The sequence below is a fragment of the Micromonospora wenchangensis genome (assembly GCF_002210435.1).
GTDB classification, from domain to species: Bacteria; Actinomycetota; Actinomycetes; order Mycobacteriales; family Micromonosporaceae; genus Micromonospora; species Micromonospora wenchangensis.
The window spans coordinates 1-26144 of sequence record NZ_MZMV01000078.1; the positions used below are offsets into that span (position 1 = coordinate 1).

The 26144-nt window shown below is 72.7% G+C and carries 23 protein-coding genes; 13 read left to right on the plus strand and 10 right to left on the minus strand.

The window, feature by feature from the left end:
- Positions 1–1238, plus strand: a 1238-nt coding sequence (locus B5D80_RS33170) for a trypsin-like peptidase domain-containing protein (RefSeq protein WP_144081798.1), incomplete at its 5' end; no start/stop codon positions are given.
- Positions 1239–1347: 109 nt separating this feature from the next.
- Entirely contained in the window at positions 1348–3963 is a 2616-nt protein-coding gene (gene valS / locus B5D80_RS29195; protein WP_088647150.1) for a valine--tRNA ligase, read from the plus strand.
- Between the two features lie 103 nt (positions 3964–4066).
- Here the strand turns inward: valS and B5D80_RS29200 are convergent, their stop codons facing one another.
- From B5D80_RS29200 to B5D80_RS29215, 4 genes are read right to left on the minus strand one after another with little or no spacing between them, the layout of a single operon-like run.
- Positions 4067–4777: an ABC transporter permease gene (locus tag B5D80_RS29200; protein WP_088647151.1), complete on the minus strand. Its 711-nt coding sequence runs from the start codon at positions 4775–4777 to the stop codon at positions 4067–4069.
- Positions 4777–5727, minus strand: a complete 951-nt coding sequence (locus tag B5D80_RS29205; RefSeq protein WP_088647152.1) for an ABC transporter ATP-binding protein — start codon at positions 5725–5727, stop codon at positions 4777–4779. The genes B5D80_RS29200 and B5D80_RS29205 overlap by 1 nt, the downstream gene beginning before the upstream one ends.
- Positions 5724–6605, minus strand: a complete 882-nt coding sequence (locus B5D80_RS29210) for an ABC transporter permease (protein WP_088647153.1) — start codon at positions 6603–6605, stop codon at positions 5724–5726. The genes B5D80_RS29205 and B5D80_RS29210 overlap by 4 nt, the downstream gene beginning before the upstream one ends.
- The gene (locus B5D80_RS29215) at positions 6598–7455 is read right to left on the minus strand and encodes an ABC transporter ATP-binding protein (protein ID WP_422756600.1); all 858 of its coding nucleotides are present in this window, start codon (positions 7453–7455) and stop codon (positions 6598–6600) included. The genes B5D80_RS29210 and B5D80_RS29215 overlap by 8 nt, the downstream gene beginning before the upstream one ends.
- Before the next feature lie 308 nt (positions 7456–7763).
- Between B5D80_RS29215 and B5D80_RS29220 the strand changes: the two genes are divergently transcribed.
- The 4 genes from B5D80_RS29220 (at position 7764) to galT (ending at position 12049) form a co-directional block, all read left to right on the plus strand.
- Entirely contained in the window at positions 7764–8408 is a 645-nt protein-coding gene (locus B5D80_RS29220; protein WP_088647155.1) for a DM13 domain-containing protein, read from the plus strand.
- A 127-nt stretch (positions 8409–8535) separates the two neighbouring features.
- On the plus strand, positions 8536–10065 hold the full coding sequence (gene cysC, locus B5D80_RS29225) for an adenylyl-sulfate kinase (RefSeq protein ID WP_088647156.1): 1530 nt from the start codon (positions 8536–8538) through the stop codon (positions 10063–10065).
- Positions 10066–10169: 104 nt separating this feature from the next.
- Positions 10170–10976 carry a DeoR/GlpR family DNA-binding transcription regulator gene (locus tag B5D80_RS29230; RefSeq protein WP_088647157.1) on the plus strand — a complete coding sequence of 269 codons (807 nt, stop codon included), beginning with the start codon at positions 10170–10172 and terminating at the stop codon, positions 10974–10976.
- On the plus strand, positions 10973–12049 hold the full coding sequence (gene galT / locus B5D80_RS29235; protein ID WP_088647158.1) for a galactose-1-phosphate uridylyltransferase: 1077 nt from the start codon (positions 10973–10975) through the stop codon (positions 12047–12049). Before B5D80_RS29230 ends, galT begins: the two co-directional genes overlap by 4 nt.
- 279 nt (positions 12050–12328) lie before the next feature.
- On the opposite strand, the gene B5D80_RS29240 is transcribed toward galT, so the two are convergent.
- The 3 genes from B5D80_RS29240 to B5D80_RS29250 form a co-directional block, all read right to left on the minus strand.
- The gene (locus B5D80_RS29240; RefSeq protein ID WP_088647159.1) at positions 12329–13546 is read right to left on the minus strand and encodes an NADP-dependent isocitrate dehydrogenase; all 1218 of its coding nucleotides are present in this window, start codon (positions 13544–13546) and stop codon (positions 12329–12331) included.
- 477 nt (positions 13547–14023) lie between these two features.
- A complete protein-coding gene (locus tag B5D80_RS29245) occupies positions 14024–14974 on the minus strand; it encodes a malate dehydrogenase (protein ID WP_088647160.1) in 951 nt (316 codons plus the stop codon).
- A 191-nt stretch (positions 14975–15165) separates the two neighbouring features.
- A complete protein-coding gene (locus B5D80_RS29250; protein WP_088647161.1) occupies positions 15166–16026 on the minus strand; it encodes a bifunctional methylenetetrahydrofolate dehydrogenase/methenyltetrahydrofolate cyclohydrolase in 861 nt (286 codons plus the stop codon).
- Between the two features lie 413 nt (positions 16027–16439).
- Between B5D80_RS29250 and B5D80_RS29255 the strand changes: the two genes are divergently transcribed.
- The 5 genes from B5D80_RS29255 to B5D80_RS29275 all read left to right on the plus strand — a co-directional run bounded on the left by B5D80_RS29255 (position 16440) and on the right by B5D80_RS29275 (position 22217).
- On the plus strand, positions 16440–18044 hold the full coding sequence (locus B5D80_RS29255) for a peptide ABC transporter substrate-binding protein (protein ID WP_088647162.1): 1605 nt from the start codon (positions 16440–16442) through the stop codon (positions 18042–18044).
- Between the two features lie 151 nt (positions 18045–18195).
- On the plus strand, positions 18196–19134 hold the full coding sequence (locus tag B5D80_RS29260; RefSeq protein ID WP_088647163.1) for an ABC transporter permease: 939 nt from the start codon (positions 18196–18198) through the stop codon (positions 19132–19134).
- Between the two features lie 18 nt (positions 19135–19152).
- Entirely contained in the window at positions 19153–20109 is a 957-nt protein-coding gene (locus B5D80_RS29265) for an ABC transporter permease (RefSeq protein ID WP_088647164.1), read from the plus strand.
- 40 nt (positions 20110–20149) lie between these two features.
- Positions 20150–21187, plus strand: coding sequence for an ABC transporter ATP-binding protein (locus tag B5D80_RS29270; RefSeq protein WP_088647165.1), 1038 nt, complete (start codon positions 20150–20152; stop codon positions 21185–21187).
- Positions 21171–22217, plus strand: a complete 1047-nt coding sequence (locus B5D80_RS29275; RefSeq protein ID WP_088647166.1) for an ABC transporter ATP-binding protein — start codon at positions 21171–21173, stop codon at positions 22215–22217. The genes B5D80_RS29270 and B5D80_RS29275 overlap by 17 nt, the downstream gene beginning before the upstream one ends.
- A gap of 40 nt (positions 22218–22257) precedes the next feature.
- Here the strand turns inward: B5D80_RS29275 and purH are convergent, their stop codons facing one another.
- Both purH and purN read right to left on the minus strand, forming a co-directional pair.
- Positions 22258–23829, minus strand: a complete 1572-nt coding sequence (purH, locus tag B5D80_RS29280; RefSeq protein ID WP_088647167.1) for a bifunctional phosphoribosylaminoimidazolecarboxamide formyltransferase/IMP cyclohydrolase — start codon at positions 23827–23829, stop codon at positions 22258–22260.
- A complete protein-coding gene (gene purN, locus B5D80_RS29285) occupies positions 23826–24446 on the minus strand; it encodes a phosphoribosylglycinamide formyltransferase (protein WP_088647168.1) in 621 nt (206 codons plus the stop codon). Before purN ends, purH begins: the two co-directional genes overlap by 4 nt.
- Before the next feature lie 185 nt (positions 24447–24631).
- Here purN and B5D80_RS29290 point away from each other — a divergent pair, with 185 nt between their 5' ends.
- Together B5D80_RS29290 and B5D80_RS29295 are read left to right on the plus strand one after the other, a co-directional pair.
- On the plus strand, positions 24632–24928 hold the full coding sequence (locus B5D80_RS29290; protein WP_088647169.1) for a CD225/dispanin family protein: 297 nt from the start codon (positions 24632–24634) through the stop codon (positions 24926–24928).
- Positions 24929–24954: 26 nt separating this feature from the next.
- Complete coding sequence (locus tag B5D80_RS29295; RefSeq protein WP_088647170.1) at positions 24955–25554, plus strand: DUF4190 domain-containing protein; 600 nt, start codon at positions 24955–24957, stop codon at positions 25552–25554.
- Between the two features lie 172 nt (positions 25555–25726).
- Here the strand turns inward: B5D80_RS29295 and B5D80_RS34930 are convergent.
- A partial coding sequence (locus B5D80_RS34930; protein WP_281253507.1) for a cell division protein PerM occupies positions 25727–26144 on the minus strand: 418 nt, incomplete at its 5' end.

Consider the following 26144-nt stretch of genomic DNA (forward strand, 5'->3'; position numbering starts at 1 on the left):
AGGAGTTGTCCGCGCCGCTGGCCGACACCCTGGCCGCCCGTTTCCCCGACGCGTACGCCGGGATGTGGCTGGACCAGGCCGGCGGCGGGGTGCTCACCATCGCCGCCACCGACCCGGCCCGGGTCACCGGGGCGGTCGCCGGGCTGCCGGACGCCAGGCACGTCACCGTCGTGCCGGCCCGGCACTCGCGGCGCGACCTGGACGCTGCGGCGACCCGGCTGGCCGGGACGCTCGGCGTCACCGCCGGGCGGGACGTGGTGGTCGACGAGCGGGCCAACGAGGTGCTGGTGCTCACCGGCGACGCGGTGCCCGCCGACGACGCCCGGCTGGCCGGCGCGCTCGACACGGCCGGGGTGCCGGCGCGGACCCGGGCCCGGTTCGACGAGGGCACGGTCCCCAAGGCGTGCGACCCGCGCTACTGCGCGCAGGCGCCGATGCGCGGCGGCATCCGGCTGGACGTGCCCCGCGACGACGGCACCGTCGGCGGCTGCACCACCGGCTTCAACGTCCGGGCGAAGTCGGGGCGGTACTACGTGCTGACCGCCGGGCACTGCGTGGTGGGCGGCCGGCACCAGCGCGTCGACGACACCTGGCACCAGTTCCTCGGGCCGAAGGTGCCGGTGGGCATCGAGTCGACCAACCCGGTGCTGGCCGAGAACGCCTTCCCCAACGACTACGCGGTACTTCCCTACGCCAAGGGGGCCAGCACCCGCTGGGCGTACCCGAGGCGCGGTGTCGGCAGCACGCCGAGCCTGGTCAACTACTGGTGCGTGGCCGACAACCCGGCCTGCGCCGGCAGGGGCAGCCGCGACGTGCCGATCACCGGCGTCACGCCGTACGCCACGGTGCAGGCCGGCTGGGTGGTCTGCGCCACCGGCTCAGCGTACACCCCGAAGGCCGGCGAGCAGTACGTCGACTCGGGCGCGGGGGCCGGCTACCTGCCGGGCACCCGCTGCGGCGAGGTCACCGGCAAGGCCAGCGGCGGCATCGACGTGCGGGTGTGTGCCCGGCCGGGGGACAGCGGCGGTCCGCTGTTCACCGAGTCCGACGGGCGGGCACTGGGCATCCTCAGCAACGGTGACCCCGGCGAGGGGCCCTGCACCAACCCCGACGAGAAGAACACCTACGCGTCGGTCTCGGTGATCCTCGACCGGGTCAACGACCGCACCGGGTTGGGCTTCCAGATCGCCACCCAGGGGCCGCTGCTCGCCCCGCCCACCGGCTCCTCGAACCGGTAGGTCGCCCGGTCCGGCCGGTCACCCGTGCCCGGCCCCGCCCCCGTCGCACCGCGCAGGTACGCGCGGTAAAGCCGTGGGCGGGAGGTCGACGGCTGCCTACGATCGACCGATGACTGATACGGCGAGGACGGCCCGCGCCGGTGTTCCCGAACGTCCCACCCTGGACGGCATCGAGGAACGCTGGGCGCGCCGCTGGCAGGAGGAGGGCACGTACGCGTTCGACCGGGAGAAGGCGACCGTAGCGGGTCGCGGGTCGACGGCGGGGACCCCGCGTCGGCACGGTCGCGGCGACGACGTGTACGCCATCGACACCCCGCCGCCGACCGTATCCGGCGAGCTGCACATGGGGCACGTCTTCTCGTACACGCACACCGACACGGTGGCCCGGTTCCAGCGGATGCGCGGGCGCAACGTGTTCTACCCGATGGGCTGGGACGACAACGGCCTGCCCACCGAACGCCGGGTGCAGAACGTCTACGGGGTGAGCTGTGACCCGTCCCTGCCGTACGACCCGGCGTGGCAGCCGCCCGACGCCCCGGTCACCGAGGCCCGGCGTCGGGAGCCGACGCCGATCTCCCGCCGCAACTTCGTCGAGCTGTGTGAACGGTTGACCGCCGACGACGAGCAGGTCTTCGAGGCGCTCTGGCGGCGGCTCGGGCTGTCGGTGGACTGGTCGTTGACGTACACCACGATCGGGCGGGCGGCGCGGGCCACCTCGCAGCGGATGTTCCTGCGCAACCTGGCCCGGGGCGAGGCGTACCAGGCGCAGGCGCCGACGCTGTGGGACGTCGGGTTCGGCACCGCCGTGGCGCAGGCGGAACTGGAGGACCGGGAGCGCCCGGGGGCGTACCACCGGCTGCGGTTCACCGGGCCGGACGGGCGGGAGGTGCTGATCGACACCACCCGTCCGGAGCTGCTGCCGGCCTGTGTGGCGGTGGTCTGCCACCCCGACGACGAGCGGTACGCCGACCTGGTGGGCGCGACCGTGCGTACCCCCGTGTTCGGGGTGGAGGTGCCGGTGCGCGCGCACCCGCTGGCGGACCCGGCGAAGGGCACCGGCGTCGCGATGGTCTGCACGTTCGGTGACCTGACCGACGTGACCTGGTGGCGGGACCTCGACCTGGCGACCCGGGTGGTGATCGGCCGGGACGGGCGGCTGCTGGCCGAGCCGCCGGCCGGCGTGCCTGACGGACCCTACGCCGCGCTTTCCGGGCAGTCGGTCAACGCCGCCCGGCGGGCCGTGGTGGAGCTGCTGCGCGACGCCGGTGACCTGGTGGGTGAGCCGCGCGAGATCACCCATCCGGTGAAGTTCTACGAGCGCGGCGACCGGCCGTTGGAGATCGTCTCGACCCGGCAGTGGTACCTGCGCAACGGCGGCCGGGACGCCGGGCTGCGGGCGGAGCTGCTGGCCCGGGGCGACGAACTGCGCTGGGTGCCGGAGCACATGGGGCACCGGTACGCGCACTGGGTGGGCGGGCTGACCGGGGACTGGCTGGTCAGCCGGCAACGCTTCTTCGGGGTGCCGGTGCCGGTGTGGTACCGGCTCGACGCCTTTGGCGAGCCGGACCATGCCAACCCTCTCACACCGGACGAGGCGTCGCTGCCGGTCGACCCGTCGGGTGAGCCGCCGCCCGGCTACGACGAGTCGCAGCGCGGCGTGCCCGGTGGGTTCGTCGGCGACCCGGACGTGCTGGACACCTGGGCCACCTCGTCGTTGACGCCGCAGATCGTCGGCGGTTGGGAGACCGATCCGGAGTTGTTCGACCGGATCTTCCCGATGGACCTGCGCCCGCAGGGGCAGGAGATCATCCGGACCTGGCTCTTCGGCACGGTCGTGCGCGCCCACCTGGAGCACGGGGTGCTGCCCTGGCGGGACGCGGTGCTCTCCGGCTGGATCCTCGACCCGGACCGCAAGAAGATGTCCAAGTCGCGGGGGAACGTGGTCACCCCGATGGCGCTGCTGGAACAGCACGGCTCGGACGCGGTGCGCTACTGGGCCGCCAACGGCCGGCCCGGTATGGACCTGGCCTTCGACCCGGCGCAGATCAGGGTGGGCCGGCGGCTGGCCACCAAGCTGCTCAACGCCTCGAAGTTCGCGCTCGGGCTGGGTGCCGCCGACGCGCTGCGCGCCCCGGCGACCACCCCGTTGGACACCGCCCTGCTCGCCGAACTGTCCACCGTGGTCGCCACCGCGACCGCCGCCTTCGACGGGTACGACCACACGACCGCGTTGCAGGCCACCGAGGCGTTCTTCTGGCGGTTCTGCGACGACTACATCGAGTTGGTGAAGGAACGCGCCTACGGCACCGGGCCGGGTGCCGACTCGGCCCGGGCGGCGCTCGCCACCGCCCTGTCGGTGCAGTTGCGGCTGTTCGCCCCGGTGCTGCCGTACGTGACCGAGGAGGTCTGGTCGTGGTGGCGGTACGGCTCGGTGCACCGGGCCCCCTGGCCGACCACGTACGAGGTGGGGCGGGCGATCACCGGCACCGGTGACCCGGCCCTGCTGCGGCTGGCCGGGGACGCGCTGGGTCAGGTCCGGCGGGCCAAGTCCGAGCGCAGGCTGTCGATGCGGGCGGAGGTGCCGCTGGCCGAGGCGCTGGGCCCGGCGGGCCTGCTCGACCAGCTCACCCTGGTCGCCGACGACGTGCGCGCCGCCGGCCGGATCACCACCCTCGACCTGCTCCCCGACCGCGCCCCCGAACTGGTGATCGCCAGCGCGTTCTGAGGCGGGTCGGGGCTCGAACGCCGGTGTGGCGGTATCCGGGGCACCTGGATACCGCCACATCGGCGCAATCGTGTCGATCAAAGTCCGGCCGGGCCGGACCGGGTCAGCTGGTCTCGCCGGCGATGCTGAAGGAGCGGAGCCGGTCGATGGCCAGCACGGTGAAGCCGACGCTGACCAGGGCGGTAAGCACCACCGCCACCGGCACCGACACGGTGGTCGACAGCAGGTCGGTGGGGGCGATCCGGTCGGCCAGGGCGATCACCCACTGCTGGATCGACAGCACCCGGGTGCCGCTGACGAAGTTGCCCAGCAGCCCCTCCCAGATCAGCACGTAGACCAGGCCGAGCAGCACCGGCCGCCGGGTGACCAGGCTGAGCGCCAGGAACAGCGCCGAGTAGGCCAGCGCGCCGAGCGCCGAGGCGACGACCAAGCCCAGGCCCAGGCGTACCGAATCGGCGAGCACGCCCGCGACGTAGAGCGGCACGGCGACGGTGACCGCGCTGACCCCGGCGGCCACCGCGAGTTTCGGCAGCACGATCTGCCAGCGGGGCAGCGGCTTGGTCAGGATGTGCACCACCGTGCCGTCGTCGATCTCCGCGCCGAGCACGCCGGTGCCGACGATGAGCGCCACCACCGGCAGCACCACGGCCAGCCCGAGGCCGACCAGCACCGGCGGGGCCCACTGGCCCGGGTCCACCCCGAGCGACCGGCAGAGGACGGCGAGCAGCACCAGCACCGCCGGCAGCGGCAGCAGCATGAGGAACCGGCGACGGCCGAACAGCCCGCGCGCGGTGATCCAGGAAACGGTCGACATCAGGCCTCCACCAGGTAGGAGAAGACGCTCTCCAGGGACTCGTCCTCGGGGGTCAACTGCCGGACCCGGATCTGCCGGGCGAGCGCGATCTTGGGCAACGCCCGGGTGAACGCGCCGTAGTCGCCGGCGCGCACGGTCAGGCCGGTCTTGTCCAGCTCGACGCCCGCGACCGACGGGTCGGCCATCAGCGCCACCGCCAACGCCCGGTCGTCGGTGGAGCGGACCGCGAAGACGTGCGGCCGGTTGGTCATCAACCGGCGGATGGTGCGGAAGTCGCCGGAGGCGGCCAGCCGGCCGGCCACCATCACCTGCACCGTGCCGGAGACCTGCTCGACCTCCTCCAGGATGTGCGAGCTGAACAGGATCGTCCGCCCGGCGTCGCCGAGGGAGTGCAGCAGGCCCATCATGTGCAGCCGCTGGCGCGGGTCCATCCCGTTGAACGGCTCGTCGAGCAGCAGCACCTGCGGGTCGTGCACCAGCGCGGCGGCCACCCGGGTCCGCTGCCGCATCCCCTTGGAGTACGTGCCGATCCGCCGGTCCTGCGCGTCGGTCATCTCGACCAGCTCGATCGCCCGGCGGGCGGCGGCCTCCGGGTCGGGCAGCCGGTGCAGCTTCGCGCTGGCCAGCACGAACTCGCGGGCGGTGAGGAAGGAGTGCACCGCCTCCCGCTCGCTGACCAGCCCGAGCCGCCGGTAGACCGCCGGGTTGCGCCAGGTGGACTCCCCGTCGAGGGTGAGCGTGCCCCGGGACGGGGCGAGGAAACCGGCCATCATGTGCAGCAGGGTGGTCTTGCCGGCGCCGTTCGGGCCGAGCAGGCCGGTCACCCCGGGGCCGAGCCGCATGGTGACGTCGTTGACCGCCACCACGTTGCCGTACCAGCGGGAGACCCCGGCGAGATCCAGGGTGCTGGTGGTGGCCACCGGGCGGGCGTCGGTGTCGAGTGTGGTCATCGGGCGGCCACCTTCCGGTATCGCAGCAGCAGCAGGGCGGTGCAGGCGGCGACCAGCAGCGCGGTGACGACCGCGTAGACCGGGCCGAAGTCGCCGATCGGCGGACCGGTGCCGGCACCCGGGTAGAGCAGGTCCTGCAACGCCCACGAGCCGACCCCCTGCACCAGCGTCGACGGCGAGGCCAGCAGGGCCAGCTCGTTGACGGCCCGCGAGGGCAGGATCGACAGCACGCCGACGATCGGGGTGGTCATCAGGAAGACCGCCACGATGCCGCCGGCGGCGAACGCCCGCTTGCCGGTGAGCGAGGCGACCAGCAGCCCGATCGCGGCGAAGACCACCGCCCACAGCCCGGCGTAGAGCAGGCCGGGCAGCAGGTCCAGCAGCTCGTTCCAGGTCCCGCGCAGGCCGTCGGGGGTGGTGAACGCAGCGCCCAGGAACATCACCAGCTGCGGCCCGCCCAGCAGCAGCCACAGCGCGCTGGCCAGGGAGAGCAGCTTGGCCAGCGCGTAGTCGTCGCGCGGCAGCGGCCGGGAGAAGTACAGCGGGAGCACGCCGCTGCGCAGGTCCCGGGAGACCAGCTCGGGGGCGGCCACCGCGACGAAGAAGATGACCAGCCAGCTCATCGCGTCGGCGAACTGGGCGTACGTCATCACCACCTCGCCGATCTGGCTGCGCACGGCGGTGAGGCCGGCGGCCACCACCGTCACGATGCCGACCACCAGCCAGGGGAAGATCTTCGCCTTGGCGCTGCGGCCCAGCCCGAAGACCGTCCGCAGGCCATGCAGGTAGAGCGCACCGAAGACGTGCCGGCGGCCCAGCCTCGGGCCGGTGTACCGCTGGTAGCCGATGTCGTGGATGACGCCGGTCGGCTCAGGCATTGCTGGGCTCCCTCGGGGCGAAGAGTTCGGCCACCCGGTGCCGGCGCTGGTCCAGCCGGTGCAGCGGCAGGTCCAGTTCGGCGACCGCGCCGAGGATCAGGTCGTAGGTGCGCTCGTCGGCGAGCGGGACGAGCAGCATCCGGCCGTCGCGGGTCACCGGCAGGTCGAGCGCGGCGAGCCGGCCCGCCAACTGGTCGGTGCCCTCGCTGACCTCGACGGCGAGCAGGTCGGTGGCCGAGGTCATCGCGTCGATCCGGTCGGCGCGCAGCAGCCGCCCCCCGTCGATGGCGACCAGGGTGTCGCAGATCCGCTCCACCTCGCCGAGCAGGTGCGAGCAGACCAGGACGGAGATGCCGAACTCGGTGCCGATCCGGTGGACCAGGGCGAGCATGGCGTCCCGGCCGGCCGGGTCGAGGCCGTTGGTGGGCTCGTCGAGCAGCAGCAGGTCCGGGTCGTGCACCAGGGCCTGGGCGAGCTTGACGCGCTGCTTCATGCCGGTGGAGTAGCCGCCCACCGGGCGGTACCGCTCCTCGTAGAGGCCGACGTGGCGCAGCGTCTCGGAGGCGCGCTCGCGGGCCACCGTGCGGGGCAGGCCGCTCATCCGCCCCAGGTGGGTGACGAGTTCGGCGGCGGAGAGGTCGGGCGGGAGCGCCTCGTGTTCGGGCATGTAACCGACCCGGGCGCGGACCGCCGCCGGATCGGTGGTGGGGTCGAGGTCGAGCACGGAGACCCGTCCGCTGGTCGGCGGGAGCAGGCCCAGCAGAATCTTGATCAGGGTCGACTTGCCGGCGCCGTTCGCGCCGACCAGACCGATGATCCCCGGCTCGACCGCGACGGTCAGGTCGGCCAGCGCGGTGACCCGGCCTCCGTACGTCTTGGTGAGCGACTCGGTCGCGATCAGTGTCACGTCCGTCAGCCTAGGGAGCTGCCACCCCGGCGGGTATCCGGAATCGCCCCGGGTCGCCCCTGATTCCCGCCCCCGACCAGCCCCGTCCCGGTCGGCCGGGCCGACGGTCCGCGCCCGGTCGGCGGTACGGCGGTGTCCGCCGCACCCGATACCGCCGTACCGGCCCGACGAGCCGGTCGATCGGGGCGGTAAGGCTTCCGTAACCCCGGCGACGGGTGACCGTTCGCGGTGGCACGGCGAGACTGGACGGCATGTTCCGTCGCCTGTCCCGTGCCCCGCTGACCTGGGTCGCCGTCGCCGTGCTCGGCGTCGGCGCCGCCTTCGGCCTGTACTGGTTCCAACCCTGGAAGGTGGTGGCCGACCGCCAGGTCGACGAACGGCTCTCCGACGTCGACGACGCCACCCCGACCGGGACCGTGGCCGCCGACGGCACCGCACCGGCCGACGGCGGCGTCGCCGGGACCACCCCGGCCGGCACCGCCACCCCGACCGGGGCCGCCGCCGGCACCCCGCCCCGGGCGGAGCCCACGGCCACCCGGCCGGTGGTGGTGAGCCGGGGGGAGTTCGTCAGTCACGAACACGACACCTCGGGCACCGCCCGGATCGTCCGCACCGCCGACGGCGGGCACCGGCTGGAACTGGTCGGGCTGGACACCTCCAACGGCCCGGACCTGCGGGTCTGGCTCTCCGACCAGCCGGTCCGCACCGGCCGGGCCGGTTGGCACGTCTTCGACGACGGCCGCCGGGCGGAGCTGGGCCGGCTCAAGGGCAACCGGGGCGACCAGGCGTACGCCGTCCCGGCCGGCACCGACCTCACCGAGCTGACCAGTGTCACCATCTGGTGTCAGCGATTCGCCGTCTCGTTCGGTGCCGCGTCCCTGGTCCCGGCCGGTTGACGCACCCCACCGACCGGTCGGGACACGCCACCGATGATCCACTTCCGGGTCGGGAGTGGAGTGGCACTCTCGACCGATCGCCGGCCGGCTGAGAAACTGTGAGCCGGCCAGCGAGTGAGGGGTACGGATGAGCAACGGTTCAGTGCTGCCCGAGGACGTGCTGCGGGACGCCCCCGCGTACGCGCCACGCCCCGGTGAGCTGGCCGATCTGGAGCTGCTGCTGAGCGGGGCGTACACCCCGCTGGCCGGCTTCATGACCCGCGCCGACCTGGCCTCGTTGCAGCGTCGCGGTCGACTGGCCGACGGCACGTCCTGGCCGGTCCCGGTGACCCTCCAGGTGCCCACCGCCGTCGCCGACGGGCTGGACCCGGCCGACCCGGGCCGGCGGACGCTGGTGCTCACCGACGGCGAGGGCGCCCCGGTGGCCGGCCTGGAGGTGACCGATGTCTGGCCGGTCCGCGAGGGTGTGGCCGGGCTGGGCGGTCCGGTACGCCGGCTCGGCGACGGCGGGCACGGCCCGTTCCAGCGGCTGCGCCGGGGCCCGGACGAGGTGCGTCCGCTGCTGCCGCCGGGCCGGGTGCTCGGGGTGATCGCCGACCGGCCGCTGCACCGGCCGCAGCTGGCGCAGATCGCGCACGCGGCCCGTACCCTCGGCGCGCACCTGCTGGTGATGATCCCGGTCGGCGAGGACGGCGCGGGCGGGCTGCCCACCGAGGCCCTGGTCCGCAGCATCTTCGCCGCCCGGGACCGGATGCCCCCCGCGACGCTGGTCGCCGTCCCGTTGCCCCGCCGGGCCGACGAGATCAGCGACGCGCTGCTGCGCGCCCGGATCTCCGCCGCCTACGGGGTGACCCACCTGCTGTCCACCGGCGGCATGCTCTCCGGGGCGGGGCTGCGGGTGCTGGTCCCCCGCGAGCTGGCCTACGACAGCCGGGACGGCCAGTGGCGCTGGCGCGACGACATCCCGCCGCGCAACCGCAAGCTGGCGCTGAGCGAGGCGGAGATCGACGACCTGCTCGACCGGGGTTTCCCGCTGCCCGAGTGGCACACCCCGCCGGCGGTGGCCAAGGAGCTGAGCCGGGCCCGCCCGCCGCGCCGGCACCGGGGGCTGGTGGTCTTCCTCACCGGGCTCTCCGGCTCCGGCAAGTCGACCATCGCCCGGGGCCTGGCCGACCTGCTGCGCGAGCAGGGCGAGCGGACGATCACCCTGCTCGACGGCGACGTGGTGCGCCGGGAGTTGTCGGCCGGCTTGACGTTCAGCCGGGCCGACCGGGACGCGAACGTGCGCCGGATCGGCTGGGTGGCGGCCGAGATCGCCCGGCACCGGGGGGTGGGGATCTGCTGCCCGATCGCCCCGTACGCGCAGGCGCGGGCCGCCGTGCGGGAGATGGCGCGGGCGGCCGGGGCGGGTTTCCTGCTGGTGCACGTCGCCACCCCGTTGGAGGTGTGTGAGCAGCGCGACCGCAAGGGCCTGTACGCCCGCGCCCGCGCCGGCCTGCTCACCGGGATGACCGGCATCGACGACCCGTACGAGACGCCCACCGACGCCGATCTGGTGGTCGACACCACCGACCAGAGCATCGACGAGGCGGTGCAGGCGGTGATGACGCACCTGACCGAGACCGGCTGGGTGGAGCCGCGGCTGCCGTCCGCCTGACCTCGGGGGTTCCACTTCCGCCCCTGCCCGCTGCGCGCTAGTGTTCAATCTTGTTGGAACACGTGCGAGCGCGTGCAGGTGCGGGGGCCCGGGAGGTACGGCGGATGCTGGCGCGGCAGCGGCAGGCGACGATCCTCGACCGGGTCCGCACCGCCGGTGGCGTCCGGGTCACCGAGCTGGCCGCCGAGTTCGGTGTCTCCGACATGACCATCCGGCGTGACCTGGACGCGCTGCACGACCGGGGCCTGCTGGCCAAGGTGCACGGCGGGGCCACCGTCACCGACCCGGGCTCGACCGACGAACCGGGCTTCCACGCCAAGTCCGTCCGGCAGTCCGCCGAGAAGGCCGCGATCGCCACCCGGGCCGCCGAACTGGTCCGCCCGGGTGCGGCGGTCGCCCTCTCCGCCGGCACCACCACCGCCGAGCTGGCCCGCCGCCTGGTCGACGTGCCGGGGCTGACCGTGGTGACCAACTCGCTGCCGGTGGCCGAGATCCTGCACACCGCCGGCCGCCCCGACCAGACCGTGGTGCTGACCGGCGGGGTACGCACCCCGTCCGACGCGCTGGTCGGCCCGCTGGCCGTGGAGGCCATCCGCTCACTGCACCTGGACCTGCTCTTCCTCGGCGTGCACGGGATCACCGAGCGGGCCGGTTTCACCACCCCGAACCTGATGGAGGCGGAGACCGACCGGGCCCTGGTGGAGGCCGCCGACCGGCTGGTCGTCCTCGCCGACCACACCAAGTGGGGCACCGTCGGCATCTCCTCCATCGTCGGCCTGGGCGCCGCCGACGTGCTGGTCAGCGACGACCGGTTGGCCCCCGAGGCGCGCCGGGTGATCGACGAGAAGGTGGGCGAACTGGTGATCGTGACAGGCACGGGCCGGGCGACCGGGCGGGAGACGACGCGGTGAAGCGTACGGCGATCGAGTTGGCCGACGGCCGCGAGCTGATCTACTTCGACGAGCGCGACGACGCCGTCCGGGACCAGCCGGACCGGCGGGAGCTGCCGCCGCCCCCACCCGCCTCCCAGCTCCGCTACGACCCGCTCACCGACGAGTGGGTGGCGGTGGCGGTGCACCGGCAGACAAGGACCTTCCTCCCGCCGGCCGACCAGTGCCCGCTGTGCCCGTCGCGGGGCGACCGGCACAGCGAGATCCCCGCGCCCGACTACGACGTGGCGGTCTTCGAGAACCGGTTCCCCTCGCTGAGCCAGCGGATCGCCGACGAGCCGGCCGAGATCACCGCGTTCACCCCGGTCCGTCCCGGCCAGGGGCGCTGCGAGGTGGTCTGCTTCACCGACGACCACGAGGCGTCCTTCGCCAGCCTCTCCCCCGCCCGGGTCCGGCTGGTGCTGGACGCGTTGGCCGACCGGACCACGGCGGTCGGCGTGCTGCCCGGGGTGGAGCAGGTGTTCTGCTTCGAGAACCGGGGGGTGGAGATCGGGGTGACCCTGCACCACCCGCACGGCCAGATCTACGCGTACCCGTTCGTCACGCCGCGTACCCGGTCGATGCTGGCGGCGGCCCGCCGGCACGCGGAACGCACCGGCGGCGGCAACCTCTACGCCGACGTGCTCGCCGCCGAGCGCGCCGCCGGTGACCGGGTGGTCGCGGCCAACGACCACTGGACGGCGTACGTGCCGGCGGCGGCCCGCTGGCCGTTCGAGGTGCACGTCGCGCCGCACCGGCCGGTGCCGGACATCCCGGCGCTCGACGACGCCGAACGGGACGCCTTCGGCCCGCTCTACCTGGACGTGCTGCGCCGGTTCGACGGGCTGTTCGACCTGCCCATGCCGTACATCGCGGCCTGGCACCAGGCGCCGGTGCGGATCGACCGGGAGTTGGGTCATCTGCACCTGCAACTGTTCAGTGTCCGGCGGGCGAGGGACAAGCTGAAGTACCTGGCCGGTTCCGAGTCCGGGATGGGGGTCTTCATCAACGACATCGCCCCCGAGCGGGCCGCCGAACTGCTGCGCGCCGCCTGACCGTGGACGCAGGGCGCGGGGGGCCCCGGAACAGGGCCCCCCGCGGGGAAGGGACGGCTGGCTGTGCTCGACAGCCGGGAAGGCTGGTCGGCCGGCACCGGTGCCGTGCGACGACCGACGGCAACCTCCCTGGACGCGACTGGCACCACGTCCACCCAGCTCAACGACCTGTTTCCGGGCCGGTGACGCGGCCGTCACCCGGACGGGTGGCAGCACCGCCCCGGTACGCCGGAACCCGTCGGCGGTCCGCCGACGGGTTCCGGGAGGTGCGGGCGAGGGTCAGGCGCTGAGCTTGCGCGCCAGGTTCTCGTCGAGGGTGTTCATGAACTCGTCGGTGGTCTGCCACGGGGCGTCCCGCGAGATGAGCAGCGCGAGGTCCTTGGTCATCTGCCCGCTCTCGACGGTGTCGACGATGACCTGCTCCAGCGTGTCGGCGAACTCGGTGACCGCCGGGGTGCCGTCCAGCTTGCCCCGGTGGGCCAGGCCCCGGGTCCACGCGTAGATCGAGGCGATCGGGTTGGTCGAGGTCTTCTCGCCCTTCTGGTACTGCCGGTAGTGCCGGGTGACGGTGCCGTGGGCGGCCTCCGCCTCGACGGTACGGCCGTCCGGGGAGAGCAGCACGGAGGTCATCAGGCCGAGCGAGCCGAAGCCCTGCGCGACGGTGTCGGACTGCACGTCACCGTCGTAGTTCTTGCAGGCCCAGACGTAGCCGCCCTCCCACTTGAGCGCGGCGGCGACCATGTCGTCGATGAGCCGGTGCTCGTAGGTGAGGCCGGCGGCGGCGAACTCGTCCTTGAACTCGTTCTCGAACACCTCGGCGAAGAGGTCCTTGAACCGGCCGTCGTACGCCTTGAGGATGGTGTTCTTGGTCGACATGTAGACCGGGTAGTTGCGGTCCAGGCCGTACCGGAACGAGGCGCGGGCGAAGTCCCGGATCGACTCGTCGTAGTTGTACATGCCCATGGCGATGCCGCCGCCGGGGAAGTTGGCGACCTCCATCTCCATCGGGGTGCCGCCGTCGGCCGGGGTGTAGGTGATGGTCACCGTGCCCGGACCGGGGACCACGAAGTCGGTGGCCTTGTACTGGTCGCCGTGCGCGTGCCGGCCGATGATGATCGGCTTGGTCCAGCCCGGGACGAGCCGCGGCACGTTCGACATGATGATCGGCTCGCGGAAGACCACGCCGCCGAGGATGTTACGGATGGTGCCGTTCGGCGACCGCCACATCTTCTTGAGGCCGAACTCCTCCACCCGGGCCTCGTCCGGGGTGATGGTGGCGCACTTGACGCCGACGCCGTGCTCGGCGATGGCGTTCGCGGCGTCGATGGTCACCTGGTCGTCGGTGGCGTCCCGGTGCTGGATCGACAGGTCGTAGTAGTGCAGGTCGACGTCGAGGTAGGGCAGGATCAGCTGCTCGCGGATCTGCTTCCAGATGATCCGGGTCATCTCGTCGCCGTCGAGCTCCACGACCGGGTTGTTTACCTTGATCTTCGCCATCGGCCGGCGCTCCTCTCGGGGGACACGTGCTCAAGCAGTACGAGCGTACTGGAAACCGGTCGGCGGCACCGAGCCGGCCTCCACCCGGCGGCACCGCTCGGCGGAAAAACGCCCGGGTGGCCACGCCCGGTCCGGCGAAATCGCCTGATCCGGTACGCCGCACCCCGGGTCCGTCACGGCCACCGTCCGCACCGACGATGCGGGACCGCATCCTCCGGCCCCGCCCGGAGGCATTCCCCGGGGCGACCGTCGCACACCACGGCAAAGCCGACCGGCGGAAACCCACCCCGGAGCGCCACCCCGGTGATCAAGAGGTTCGCGTCACGTCCGGGCGGTGGCTTGACGCAAATCTCTTGATCACCGGGGCGAGGCGGGGCGAGGGACGGGGCGGGGCGACCGGTGGGGGCGACGGGTGGGGACGGCGCAGGGGCGGGACGGCGGGTGCCGTCCCGCCCCTGCGGCGGATGGTTCAGCGGATCACATGCTGGCGACGTCGGCCTGCTTGGCGCGGACGGCCTCGGCGGCCTCCTTGAGGCTGGCCAGTTCGTCGGCGTCCAGGTCGGTCTCGACGACCCGCTTCACGCCCTCGGCCCCGATCTCGGCCTCGACACCCAGGTAGACCCCGGAGATGCCGTACTCGCCGTCGACCCAGGCGCAGACGGGCATGACCGCGCCGGAGTCCTCGGCCACGGCCCGCGCCATCCGGGCGGCGGCGGCGGACGGCGCGTAGTACGCCGAACCGGTCTTGAGCAGCGCGACGACCTCGGCGCCACCGTTGCGGGTCTTGACGACCAGCTCCTCGATCTGCTCGGCGGGCATCGCGTCACGCAGCGGCTTGCCGTTGACGGTGCTCTGCGAGGGCACCGGCACCATCGTGTCGCCGTGCGAGCCGAGGGTCAGCGTCTTCACCGACTTCACCGGTACGTCGAGGGCCTCGGCGACGAAGTTGGTGAACCGGGCGGTGTCGAGCATGCCGGCCTGGCCGAGCACCCGGTTCCTGGGGAACTGGGTGGCGAGCTGGGCCAGCGCGGTCATCTCGTCGAGCGGGTTGGACACCACGATGACGACGGCGTTCGGGGCGTACTTGGCGACGTTCTCGGCGACCTGCCGCACGATCTTGGCGTTGGTCTCCAGCAGGTCCATCCGGCTCATGCCCGGCTTGCGGGGCAGACCGGCGGTGATCACCACGACGTCGGAGCCCTCGATGGCCTCGTAGCCCTCGCCGTTGGGGCCGGTGGTGACGCCGACGACCTTGGTCTCGAAGCCCTCGACCGCGCGGGACTGGTTGAGGTCCAGCGCGAGACCCGCCGGCTTGCCCTCCACGATGTCGGTGATGACGACGGTGTCGAAGACGTCGTACTCGGCCAGGCGCTGTGCGGTGGTGGAGCCGTAGAAGCCGGCCCCGACGACAGTGACCTTCTTACCCATGGTCGTCCCACTCCCTGCTACCAGTCGGTTTTCCCGACCGTAACAGTCATCCCGGCACCGTTTCGGCCAGGGGCGGCGACCATCCCCGGGATGGGGCCAACGTCACCACCGCCCCGTTGACGGCAGGGGACGCGGCGGACGGTGGCCCCGCCGCGGGGCACTGCCGCCGAGCAGGGACGACGGTCCGCGGGTCAGCCCCGCTCGGCGCGTTCGACGACGTTGGTGAGCAGCATGGCCCGGGTCATCGGCCCGACACCGCCGGGCATCGGGGCCAGCCGAGCGGCCACCTGCGCCACCTCCGGGTCGACGTCGCCGGTGTAGCGGCCCTTGCCGTCGTCGCCGATCACCCGGGTGATGCCGACGTCCACCACGGTGGTGCCCGGCGTGATCATGTCGGCGGTGAGCAGGCCGGGCACCCCGGCGGCGACGATGACGATGTCGGCGGCACGGGTGTGGGCCGCGAGGTCGAGGGTGCCGGTGTGGCACAGGGTGACTGTCGCGTTCTCGCTGCGCCGGTTGAGCAGCAGGCCGAGCGGGCGGCCGACGGTGTTGCCCCGGCCGACGAGCGCGACGTTGGCGCCGCGCAGCGGCACGTCGTACCGGCGGAGCAGCTCGACGATGCCGCGCGGGGTGCAGGGCAGCGGACCGTCGTAGCCGAGCACCAGCCGGCCCAGGTTCACCGGGTGCAGCCCGTCGGCGTCCTTGTCGGGGTCGATCATCTCCAGGGCCCGCTGGGTGTCCAGGTGCGCCGGCAGCGGCAGCTGGACGATGTAGCCGTGGCAGCCCGGGTCGGCGTTCAGTTCGGCGAGCACGTCGTCGAGCTGTTGCTGGGTGGCGTCGGCGGGCAGCTCGCGGCGGATCGAGGCGATGCCCACCTCGGCGCAGTCGCGGTGCTTGCCGTTGACGTACGCCTCGGAGCCGGGGTCCGCGCCGACCAGGACCGTGCCCAGGCCGGGGGTGACCCCCTGCTCGGCCAACGCCTTGACCCGTACCCGCAGCTCGTCCTTGATCTCGGCCGCGGTCGCCTTGCCGTCCAGGATGATCGCCGTCACGACCAGATCGTCTCATGGCCGGCGGACGGCGGGCCGACGACCGGGAACCCGTGACTTTCCGTGAGGTGCCGTTACTCACCCTGAGTGATCGAATGCGGGCCGGCTCATCTGCCGTACCGGACGGGACGGCCGCTTCGGACCCGTACCGGACGTCGGGGCGTCCGGGCCGCTGGCGGTCGATCCGACCCGACAACAAGCCGGAACCGTCGCCGGAACCGGCCCGCACGCAGGAGTTTCGCCCGATCCCTTTACCAGGAACGGTCGTCGCCGACAAGGCCGTCACGGGTGATCCGTTATCCGTTCGCAACGCCGTCGTTGTCGACGGGCCGAGTCCGGCCTACCGTTGCCGGACGTTGCGCAGAGTCACCCAACGCCGGGTCCGGCTGCGCTCCGTGATGAGATGAGGAGACCCCATGCGTGTGCGCAGGCTTGCTGCCTGGACCGCTCTCCCGCTCGCGGTGACCCTGGGCCTGGCGGCCTGCGGCTCGGGCGGCGGCAGCGGAACCGGCCAGTCCGACCCCGACGCGGCCGTGCGGATCGAGATCGCCGAGCCGCAGCACCTGGTGCCGACCAACACCAACGAGACCAGCGGCTCCCAGGTGCTCGCCGCCCTGTTCAGCCCGCTCGTCGACTACGACGAGGCCAACCGGCCCCACGAGGTGGCGGCCGAGTCGGTCACGTCGTCGGACAACAGGGTCTGGACGGTCAAGCTCAAGGACGGCTACACCTTCCACAACGGCGAGAAGGTCACCGCCGACAACTACCTCGACGCCTGGAACTACGGCGCGTACGCCCCCAACGGGCAGAACTCCAGCTACTTCTTCGAGAAGATCGCCGGGTACGCCGACCTCCAGGGCGACGAGCCGGCCGCCGAGCGGCTGTCCGGGCTGAAGAAGGTCGACGACCTGACCTTCACCGTCACGCTGACCGAGCCGTACAGCGAGTTCAAGTCCATGCTCGGGTACACCGCCTTCTACCCGCTGCCGAAGGCCGCCTTCTCGGCCCCCGGCGTGCTGAAGGAGGGCTACGAGCAGGCCCCGGTCGGGCAGGGCCCGTTCCGGATGAAGGGCTCCTGGCAGCACGACGCCAAGGTCGAGGTGGAGCGCTACGACGCCTTCCCCGGCGAGCAGCCGAAGGTGGGCGGCGTCGAGTTCCGGATCTACCAGCAGCCAACCGCCGCGTACGCGGACGTACTGTCGGACAACCTCGACGTGATCAAGACGATCCCGACCGAGAACCTGTCCACCGCCGGCACCGACCTGGGTGACCGGTTCCGGCAGAGCCCCGCGTCGTCGTTGCAGGTGCTGGCCTTCCCGACCTTCCAGAAGGAGTTCAGCAAGCCCGAGGTGCGCAAGGCGATCTCGATGGCGATCGACCGGGACGAGATCACCAAGTCGATCTTCAAGGACTCGCAGCAGCCGGCCCGCTCGTTCGTCTCGCCGGTGGTCGCGGGCTACCGGGAGAACACCATCGGCGCGGCCGGCGAGTTCGACCCGGCCAAGGCGAAGGCGGCGTACGAGGCGGCCGGCGGCCCGAAGAAGATCGAACTGTCGTACAACGGCGACGGCGGGCACAAGGACTGGATCGACGCGACCTGCAACCAGCTCAAGGCCAACCTGGGCGTGGAGTGCGTCGGCACCGCCGAACCCAAGTTCGCCGACCTGCTGACCAAGGTCAAGGCGAAGCAGCCGGTGGGCCTGTTCCGGATGGGCTGGGTGATGGACTACCCGTCGATGGAGAACTACCTCGGCCCGCTGTACAGCACCAACGGCTCGTCGAACTACTACGGCTACAGCAACCCCGAGTTCGACAGGCTCCTCGCCGAGGGCGCCAAGGCGCCGGACGAGGAGGCCGCGATCGCCAAGTACCAGGCGGCCGAGGACCTGCTGGCCGAGGACATGCCGGTGATCCCGCTGCGCTACGGCCAGAACAACTACGGCCACTCGACCAAGGTGAAGAACGTCCAGATGGACCTCTTCGACCGGGTCGACCTGCTGAAGATCGAGGCGGTCAGCTAGTCCGGTAGGGCGTCGGCGGCGAACGCGCCGCCGGCACGTGCAGGCGCGTCGGCGGCAACGGGGCCGTCGGCGGGAGCAACGGGTCGGGTCATCGGTGGACGGTGACCCGACCCGCCTCCGTCTCCGCTACTTTTGGGCAAGACTGCACAGTATGTTCCGCTTCGTTCTGCGGCGTCTGCTTCAGATGGTCCTCGCCTTCTTCGGGACCACCCTGATCGTGTACGCCCTGATGTTCGCCGGCCAGGGCGACCCGATCCAGGCGCTGGCCGGGGAACGGCCGGTGACCCCGGCCCAGCGGGCGTACCTGACGGAGAAGTTCCACCTCGACCGCACCGGCGTCGGCGGCTTCCTCTACCGCTACCTCGACTACCTGAAGAACCTGCTCCAGGGTGACCTCGGGCAGTCGCTGACCGGCCGGTCGATCGGGGACATCCTCGCCGCCGCCTGGCCGGTCACCGTCAAACTGGCGCTGATCGCGATGGCCGTGACGATCCTGTTCGGGGTCACCGCCGGGGTGCTCGCCGGCATCCGCCGGGCCAGCCTGTTCGACAACGCCACTCTGGTGCTGACCCTGCTGGTGCTGGGCATCCCCACCATCGTGCTGGCCCCGCTCGCCCAGTACCTGCTCGGCGTCCGGTGGCCCGTCTTCCCGCCCACCGCCGGCGCCGACCCCGACCTGTACGCCCTGCTGTTGCCCGGCATCGTGCTCGGTTCGCTGTCGCTGGCCACCGCGCTGCGGCTGACCCGTACCTCGGTCGCCGAGAACCTGCGCGCCGACTACGTGCGTACCGCCCGGTCGAAGGGGCTGGCCCGGCGGCGGATCATCGGCGTGCACGTGCTGCGCAACTCGCTCATCCCCGTGATCACCTTCCTCGGCGTCGAACTGGGCAACCTGATGAGCGGCGCGATCATCACCGAGGGCGTGTTCAACATCCCCGGCGTCGGCTTCAACCTGTTCCGGGGCATCCGCACCGAGGACGGCCCGCTGGTGGTGGGCATCGTCAGTGTCCTCGTCGTGGTCTACCTCGTCGCCAACCTGGTGGTGGACGTCCTGTACGCCGTCCTCGATCCGAGGATCCGCTATGAGTGAACGCAGCGAGGTGCCGGCATGAGCGACTTCGAGACGGTGGCGGCGACGGAGGACCAGGCCGCCAGGCGCGGGGTCTCCGGCGAGCCCGGGACACCCGACCGGGTGGGCGTACCGCAGAAACCCCGCAGCCTCGCCGGGGACGCCTGGCGCGACCTGCGCCGCAAGCCGGTCTTCTGGATCAGCCTGGTGCTGGTCGTGCTGGTCGCCGCGATGGCCGCCGTGCCGTCGCTGTTCACCGCCAACGACCCGCGCGACTGCGTGCTGTCCCGCCAGCACGCCGGGGCGTCCGGCGGGGCCATTTTCGGGTACGACTTCCAGGGCTGCGACACGTACGCCCGCGCCGTCTACGGGGCCCGCGCCTCGCTGCTGGTCGGCGCGCTGTCCGCCCTGCTCACCGGGGCCATCGCGCTGGTCGTCGGGATGGTGGCCGGGTACTTCGGCCGCTGGGTCGACGCGGTGCTCTCCCGGGTGATCGACATCGTGCTCGGCATCCCGCTGCTGCTGGCCGCGATCGTGCTGCTCAAGCGGGTCAGCACCAGCAGCGACACGGTCCGGCTGTTCGCGGTGATCTTCGTGCTGGCGGTGCTCGGCTGGACCACCGCCGCCCGGGTGGTCCGCTCCTCGGTGATCACCGCCAAGGAGCAGGACTACGTGGCCGCCGCCCGGATGCTCGGCGCGGGCCACGGGCGGATCATGTGGCGGCACATCCTGCCCAACGCGCTCGCCCCGGCGATCGTGGTGCTGACCATCGCGCTCGGCTCGTTCATCGCCGCCGAGGCGACGCTGAGCTTCCTCGGCATCGGCCTGAAGGCACCGACCATCTCCTGGGGCATCGAGATCGACGCCGGCCGGGTGCACATGCGCGAGTCGGCGACGCCGCTGGTCGTCCCGTCCGCCTTCCTCGCGCTGACCGTGCTCGCCTTCATCATGCTCGGCGACGCGATCCGCGACGCCTTCGACCCGAAGCTGCGGTGAGGCCGATGTCCACCCCGGGCGCGAGCGAGAGGCAGATCCGGTGACCGAGTCCGCACCCCGGCCCACGCCGGCCTCACCCACCCCGCCCGGCGGGCACCTGCTGGACGTCCGCGACCTGCACGTCGAGTTCCGCACCGGCGAGGGGGTGGCCAAGGTGATCAACGGGGTCTCCTACCACCTGGACCCGGGCGAGACGCTTGCCGTACTCGGCGAGTCCGGCTCCGGCAAGTCGGTCACCGCCCAGGCGGTCATGGGCATCCTGGACAGCCCGCCGGCGGTGATCCGTTCCGGTCAGATCCGCTACCGGGGCCGCGACCTGCTCACCCTGCCCGAGGAGCAGCGCCGGCAGGTACGCGGCAAGGAGATCGCGATGATCTTCCAGGACGCCCTGTCGGCGTTGAACCCGGTCTTCCCGGTCGGCTGGCAGATCAGCGAGACGCTGCGGCACCGCGACGGGATGTCCCGCGCCGACGCCCGACGGCGGACCGTCGAGCTGATGGACCTGGTACGCATCCCCGGGGCGGCCGGGCGGCTCGGCGACCACCCGCACCAGTTCTCCGGCGGCATGCGGCAACGCGTGATGATCGCCATGGCGCTGGCGCTGGACCCGAAGGTGCTGATCGCCGACGAACCGACCACCGCCCTCGACGTCACCGTGCAGGCCCAGATCATGGACCTGCTGGCCGACCTGCGTCGCGACCTCGACATGGCGATGATCCTGATCACCCACGACCTGGGGGTGGTGGCCGGCGTCGCGGACCGGATCGCCGTCATGTACGCCGGCCGGATCGTCGAGCACGCCGACGTCCGCCCGCTGTACCGGGCACCGGCCCACCCGTACACCAAGGGGTTGCTGGCCTCGATTCCCCGGCTGGACGTGCGCGGCCGGGAACTGTCCACCATCCGGGGCCTGCCGCCGAACCTGATGCGCATCCCCGGCGGCTGCCCGTTCCACCCCCGCTGCCCGTACGCGCAGCAGGTGTGCGTGGACGTGGTGCCCGACGACCTGGTCCTCGCCGACGGCCGGACCAGCGCGTGCCACTTCGCGCAGGAGGTCCACGATGACCGCGACCGCTGACCCGGCCAAGGTCCGGGGCGAGACCATCCTCACGGTCGACGACCTGGTCAAACACTTCCCGATCACCCGGGGGGTGCTCTTCCGCCGGCAGGTCGGCGCGGTCCGGGCCGTCGACGGGGTCAGCTTCACCCTGCGCCGGGGCGAGACGCTCGGCATCGTCGGCGAGTCCGGCTGCGGCAAGTCGACCCTCGCCCGGGTGCTGATGCGGCTGGAGACGCCGACCTCCGGCCGGGCCACCCTCCAGGGCCGGGACCTGCTCACCGCCGGCGGGGGCGAGCTGCGCCGGCTGCGCCGCAACATGCAGATGGTGATGCAGGACCCGTACACCTCGCTGAACCCCCGGATGACCGTCGGCGACATCATCGGGGAACCGTTCGACATCCACCCCGATGCCGCGCCGAAGGGCAGCAAGCGCGGCCGGGTGCAGGAACTGCTGGACGTGGTCGGGCTGAACCCGGAGCACGTCAACCGGTACCCGCACCAGTTCTCCGGCGGCCAGCGGCAGCGCATCGGGATCGCCCGCGCGCTCGCCCTGCGTCCCGAGGTGATCGTCTGCGACGAGCCGGTCTCCGCCCTGGACGTCTCGATCCAGGCGCAGGTGATCAACCTGTTGGAGCAGCTCCAGGACGAGTTCGGGCTGTCCTACGTGTTCATCGCGCACGACCTGTCGGTGGTCCGGCACATCTGCGACCGGGTCGCGGTGATGTACCTCGGTCGGATCGTGGAGATCGGCACCGAGGAGGAGATCTACGAGCGGGCCACCCACCCGTACACCCAGGCGCTGCTGTCGGCGGTGCCGGTGCCCGACCCGGAGGCCCGGGGCACGGCCGGCATCATCCGGCTCACCGGCGACGTGCCCAGCCCGGCCGACCCGCCGTCCGGCTGCCACTTCCGCACCCGCTGCTGGAAGGCCGAGGACATCTGCGCCCGGGAGGACCCGCCGACCGTCCCCCGTCCCGCCGACCCCCACCCCAGCGCCTGCCACTTCGCCGCGCTGCGCGCGCGGTCCGACCCGACGGGCCGGGGCTGACCGGGTGCTCCCGCGCCGGGGCGCGGGAGCACGCGGTGGATCAGTGGAAGAAGTGCCGGGTGCCGGTCAGGTACATGGTGACGCCGGCCTGCTGGCAGGCGGCGACGGTGTCCTCGTCGCGGATCGACCCGCCGGGCTGCACGATCGCCTTCACCCCGGCGTCGATCAGGATCTGCGCGCCGTCGGCGAACGGGAAGAAGGCGTCCGAGGCGGCGACGGAACCCCGGGCCCGCTCCGCGCCGGCCCGGCTCACCGCCAGCCGGGCCGAGTCGACCCGGTTGACCTGGCCCATCCCCACCCCGACCGACGCGCCGTCCTTCGCCAGCAGGATCGCGTTGCTCTTCACCGCGCGGACCGCCCGCCAGGCCAGCGCCAGGTCCCGCAGGGTGGCCTCGTCGGCGGCCTCGCCGGTGGCGAGCTTCCAGTTCGCCGGGTCGTCACCCGGGGCGTCGATCCGGTCCCGCTGCTGGACGAGGACCCCGCCGGTCACCTGCCGCCACTCGGCCGGCAGCGGGGCGAAGGCCGGTGCCCGCAGCAGCCGGATGTTCTTCTTGCCCTGGAGGATCTCCACCGCGCCGGGCTCGAAGTCCGGTGCCACCAGCACCTCGGTGAAGATCTCCGCGACCTGGCCGGCCAGCTCCACCGAGACCGGCCGGTTGACGGCGATCACCCCGCCGAACGCGGAGACCGGGTCGCAGGCGTGCGCCTTGCGGTGGGCCTCGGCGACGTCCGCGCCGACGGCGATGCCGCACGGGTTGGCGTGCTTGATGACCGCCACCGCCGGCTGGTCGGGGAAGTCGTTCGCGGCCCGCCAGGCGGCGTCCGCGTCGACGTAGTTGTTGTAGGACATCTCCTTGCCGTGCAACTGCTCGGCCTGGGCCAGCCCCGGCGGGCTGCCCGGGTCGGCGTAGACGGCCGCGCCCTGGTGCGGGTTCTCGCCGTAGCGCAGCGTCGCCTGCCGGCGCAGCGCCAGCCCGGCGAAGTGCGGCCAGCCGTCCTCGGCCGGGGCGGCGGTGCCGGCGAACCAGTCGGCCACCGCCACGTCGTACTCGGCGATGTCGGCGAACGCGCGGGCCGCCAGCGCCCGCCGCTGGGCCAGCGTGAACCCGCCCTCGGCCAGCGCGGCGACCAGCGCCGGGTACGCGGCCGGGTCGGTCACCACGGCGACCGAGGCGTGGTTCTTGGCGGCGGCCCGGACCATCGCCGGCCCGCCGATGTCGATCTGCTCGATGCACTCGTCCGGGGACGCGCCGGAGGCGACGGTGGCCTGGAACGGGTAGAGGTTGGAGACCAGGACGTCGATGCCGGCGATGCCGTGCTCGTCGAGCTGGTCGGCGTGCGACTCCTTGCGCAGGTCGGCCAGGAGCCCGCCGTGGATCTTGGGGTGCAGGGTCTTGACCCGGCCGTCGAGGATCTCGGGGAAGCCGGTCACCTGCTCGACCGGGGTCACCGGCACCCCCGCGCCGGAGATCGTCGACGCGGTGGAACCGGTCGAGACGATCTCGACCCCGGCCTCGTGCAGCGTACGGGCCAGCTCGACCAGGCCGCTCTTGTCGTAGACGCTGACCAGCGCCCGCCTGATCGGGCGGCGGGAGTCCTGCGGGGCACTCACGGAACCGTGACCTTTCTTCCGGTGATCGTCCAACCTGCACGGACCAGGCGACCGACCTGCTCGACGAGCTGGCGGCGCTCGGCTTCCTTGATGCGCTCGGTGAGCGTCTCCTCGTCGTCGTCGTCGAGGACCGGCACCGCCACCTGCGCGACGATCGGGCCGGTGTCCATCCCGGCGTCGACGAAGAAGAGGGTGGCCCCGGTGACCTTGACGCCGTAGGCGAGCGCGTCCCGGGGGCCGTGGATGCCGGGGAACGCCGGCAGCAGCGTGTTGTGCGTGTTCAGGTAGCGGTCGCCGAAGGCCGCCAGGAACTGCGGCCCGACCAGCTTCAGGAAACCCGCCGAGATCACCAGGTCGGGCCGGTGCTCGGCGACGTGCGCGGTGAGGGCCTTGTCCCAGTCGGCGCGGGTGGGGTGGTCCTTCACCCGGTCGACGAAGGTCGGCACCCCGGCGGCGGCCGCCCGGTCCAGCCCGACGATGCCGTCCCGGTCGGCGCCGACGGCCACCACCCGGGCCCCGTAACCGGGGTCGGCGGTGGCGTCCAGCAGCGCCTGGAGGTTGCTGCCGGAGCCGGAGACGAGGACGACGAGGCGGGCGACGGACGCGGGCTCGGTCACCCGGCCACCCTAGCGGGCAGGTCGGCCCGCCCATCCTGCGGGCGGCGACGTTTCGGGTGATCACGCGTGTCGCCCGGACACGGTACGCTGCCGGTCGCCCGGTGGCCGGGTCGTGCCCGCCACCGCGCCCCACAGCCAATGATCAGGTACGGACGCCGTACCGACGTGAACGAGGAGTACTGCAGATGCAGCCCGGCTACCCCAACCCGCAGCAGCCGATCAACAACAACATGACCGCGTCGATCGTGGCCATCTTCTTCTTCTGGCCGCTGGCGATCCCGGCCATCATCAACGCCTCGAAGGTCAACCCGGCCCTCCAGCAGGGCGACTACGCGGGTGCCGAGGCCGCCGCCCGCGAGTCCAAGAAGTGGTCGAAGCTGGCCTTCATCATCGGTGGCGTGTGGCTCGTCATCGTGCTGCTGTGCTGCCTCTTCGGTGGTGTGATGGGTGCCATCGACGGCAGCAGCACCAGCAGCTACTGACGGCCCACGACTGAGGAGCAGCCGAGATGCAGCCCGGAAACCCCGGCCACGACCCGTACGGCCAGCAGCCCCCGCACGATCCGTACGGGCAGCAGCCCGTCTCGGGCCAGCCGCAGGACCCGTACGCCGCGCCGCAGGCACCGTACGGGCAGCAGCCGGCGGCACCGTACGGCGAGCAGCCGCCGTACGGGCAGCCCACCCACGACCCGTACGGCCCCCAGCCCACCTCGGGCCAGCCGTACGGTCAGCCCTTCCAGCCGGACCCGTACGGCCAGCCCGTCCACAAGGACCCCTACGGGCAGCAGCCGTACGCCGCGGCGGCCGGCTCCTACCCGGGGGCCGGCTACCCGGCGCCGCAGGGGCAGCAGAACACCCTCGGTCTGGTGTCGCTGATCCTCGGCATCGCGTCCATCCCGCTGCTCTGCTGCCTCTACCTGGGCGTCCCGCTCGGCATCGGCGCGGCGGTCACCGGCTGGCTGGGCATGCAGAAGGCGAACCAGGGCCTGGCCAGCAACGGCGGTCAGGCCAAGGCCGGCCTGATCTGCGGGGCGGTCGCGGTCGGTCTCGGCATCCTGCTGCTGCTCCTCAACATCATCGGTAGTTTCACGCTGCCCACCTCGCCCTGACCGGGGGCGGGCACGACCGAGGGGCGTCCCGGCACCGTCCGGGGCGTCCCTCGCCGCGTGTCCGGCAGGACCGACGACGCACCCGGCCGGGTCGGACCAGGAACGGCCCGGCCGTCGGTGGCCGCGCGAGACCGGACCGGCCGGCTCCCCGGGCCGTGGGCAGGCCGGGCGGTCAGTCCGGTACCGGGCGGGGCGGGCGCTCCTCGGACGACCGGGGGCGCTCCCGCGTCGGCCGGGGCCGGTCCACGGCCGGGTCGGGGCGCTCCGGAGCCCTGCGAGGGCGGTCGGCGGGCGGCCGGGGCCGGGCGGCCGGGCGGGCCGACGACGGCCGGTCGAGCACCTTGGCGGCGGCGGCCCCGAGCAGCGCGCCGACCGTGACCACCGCGGTCGCCACCGCCGCCACCTGCCACGGCACCGGGCCGATCTCGGCCAGGCGGCCACCGCCGAGCGGGCCGCCGGAGGCCGTCGCGGCGAGCCCGGCGACCAGGCCGACCACCGGACCGGCGAGCGCGGCCGGGCCGAGCAGCGCCGGCCAGGCCGGCGGGGTCCACTCGTCGGCGTCCGGGCGGAGCAGCCGGCGGGCGAGCAGC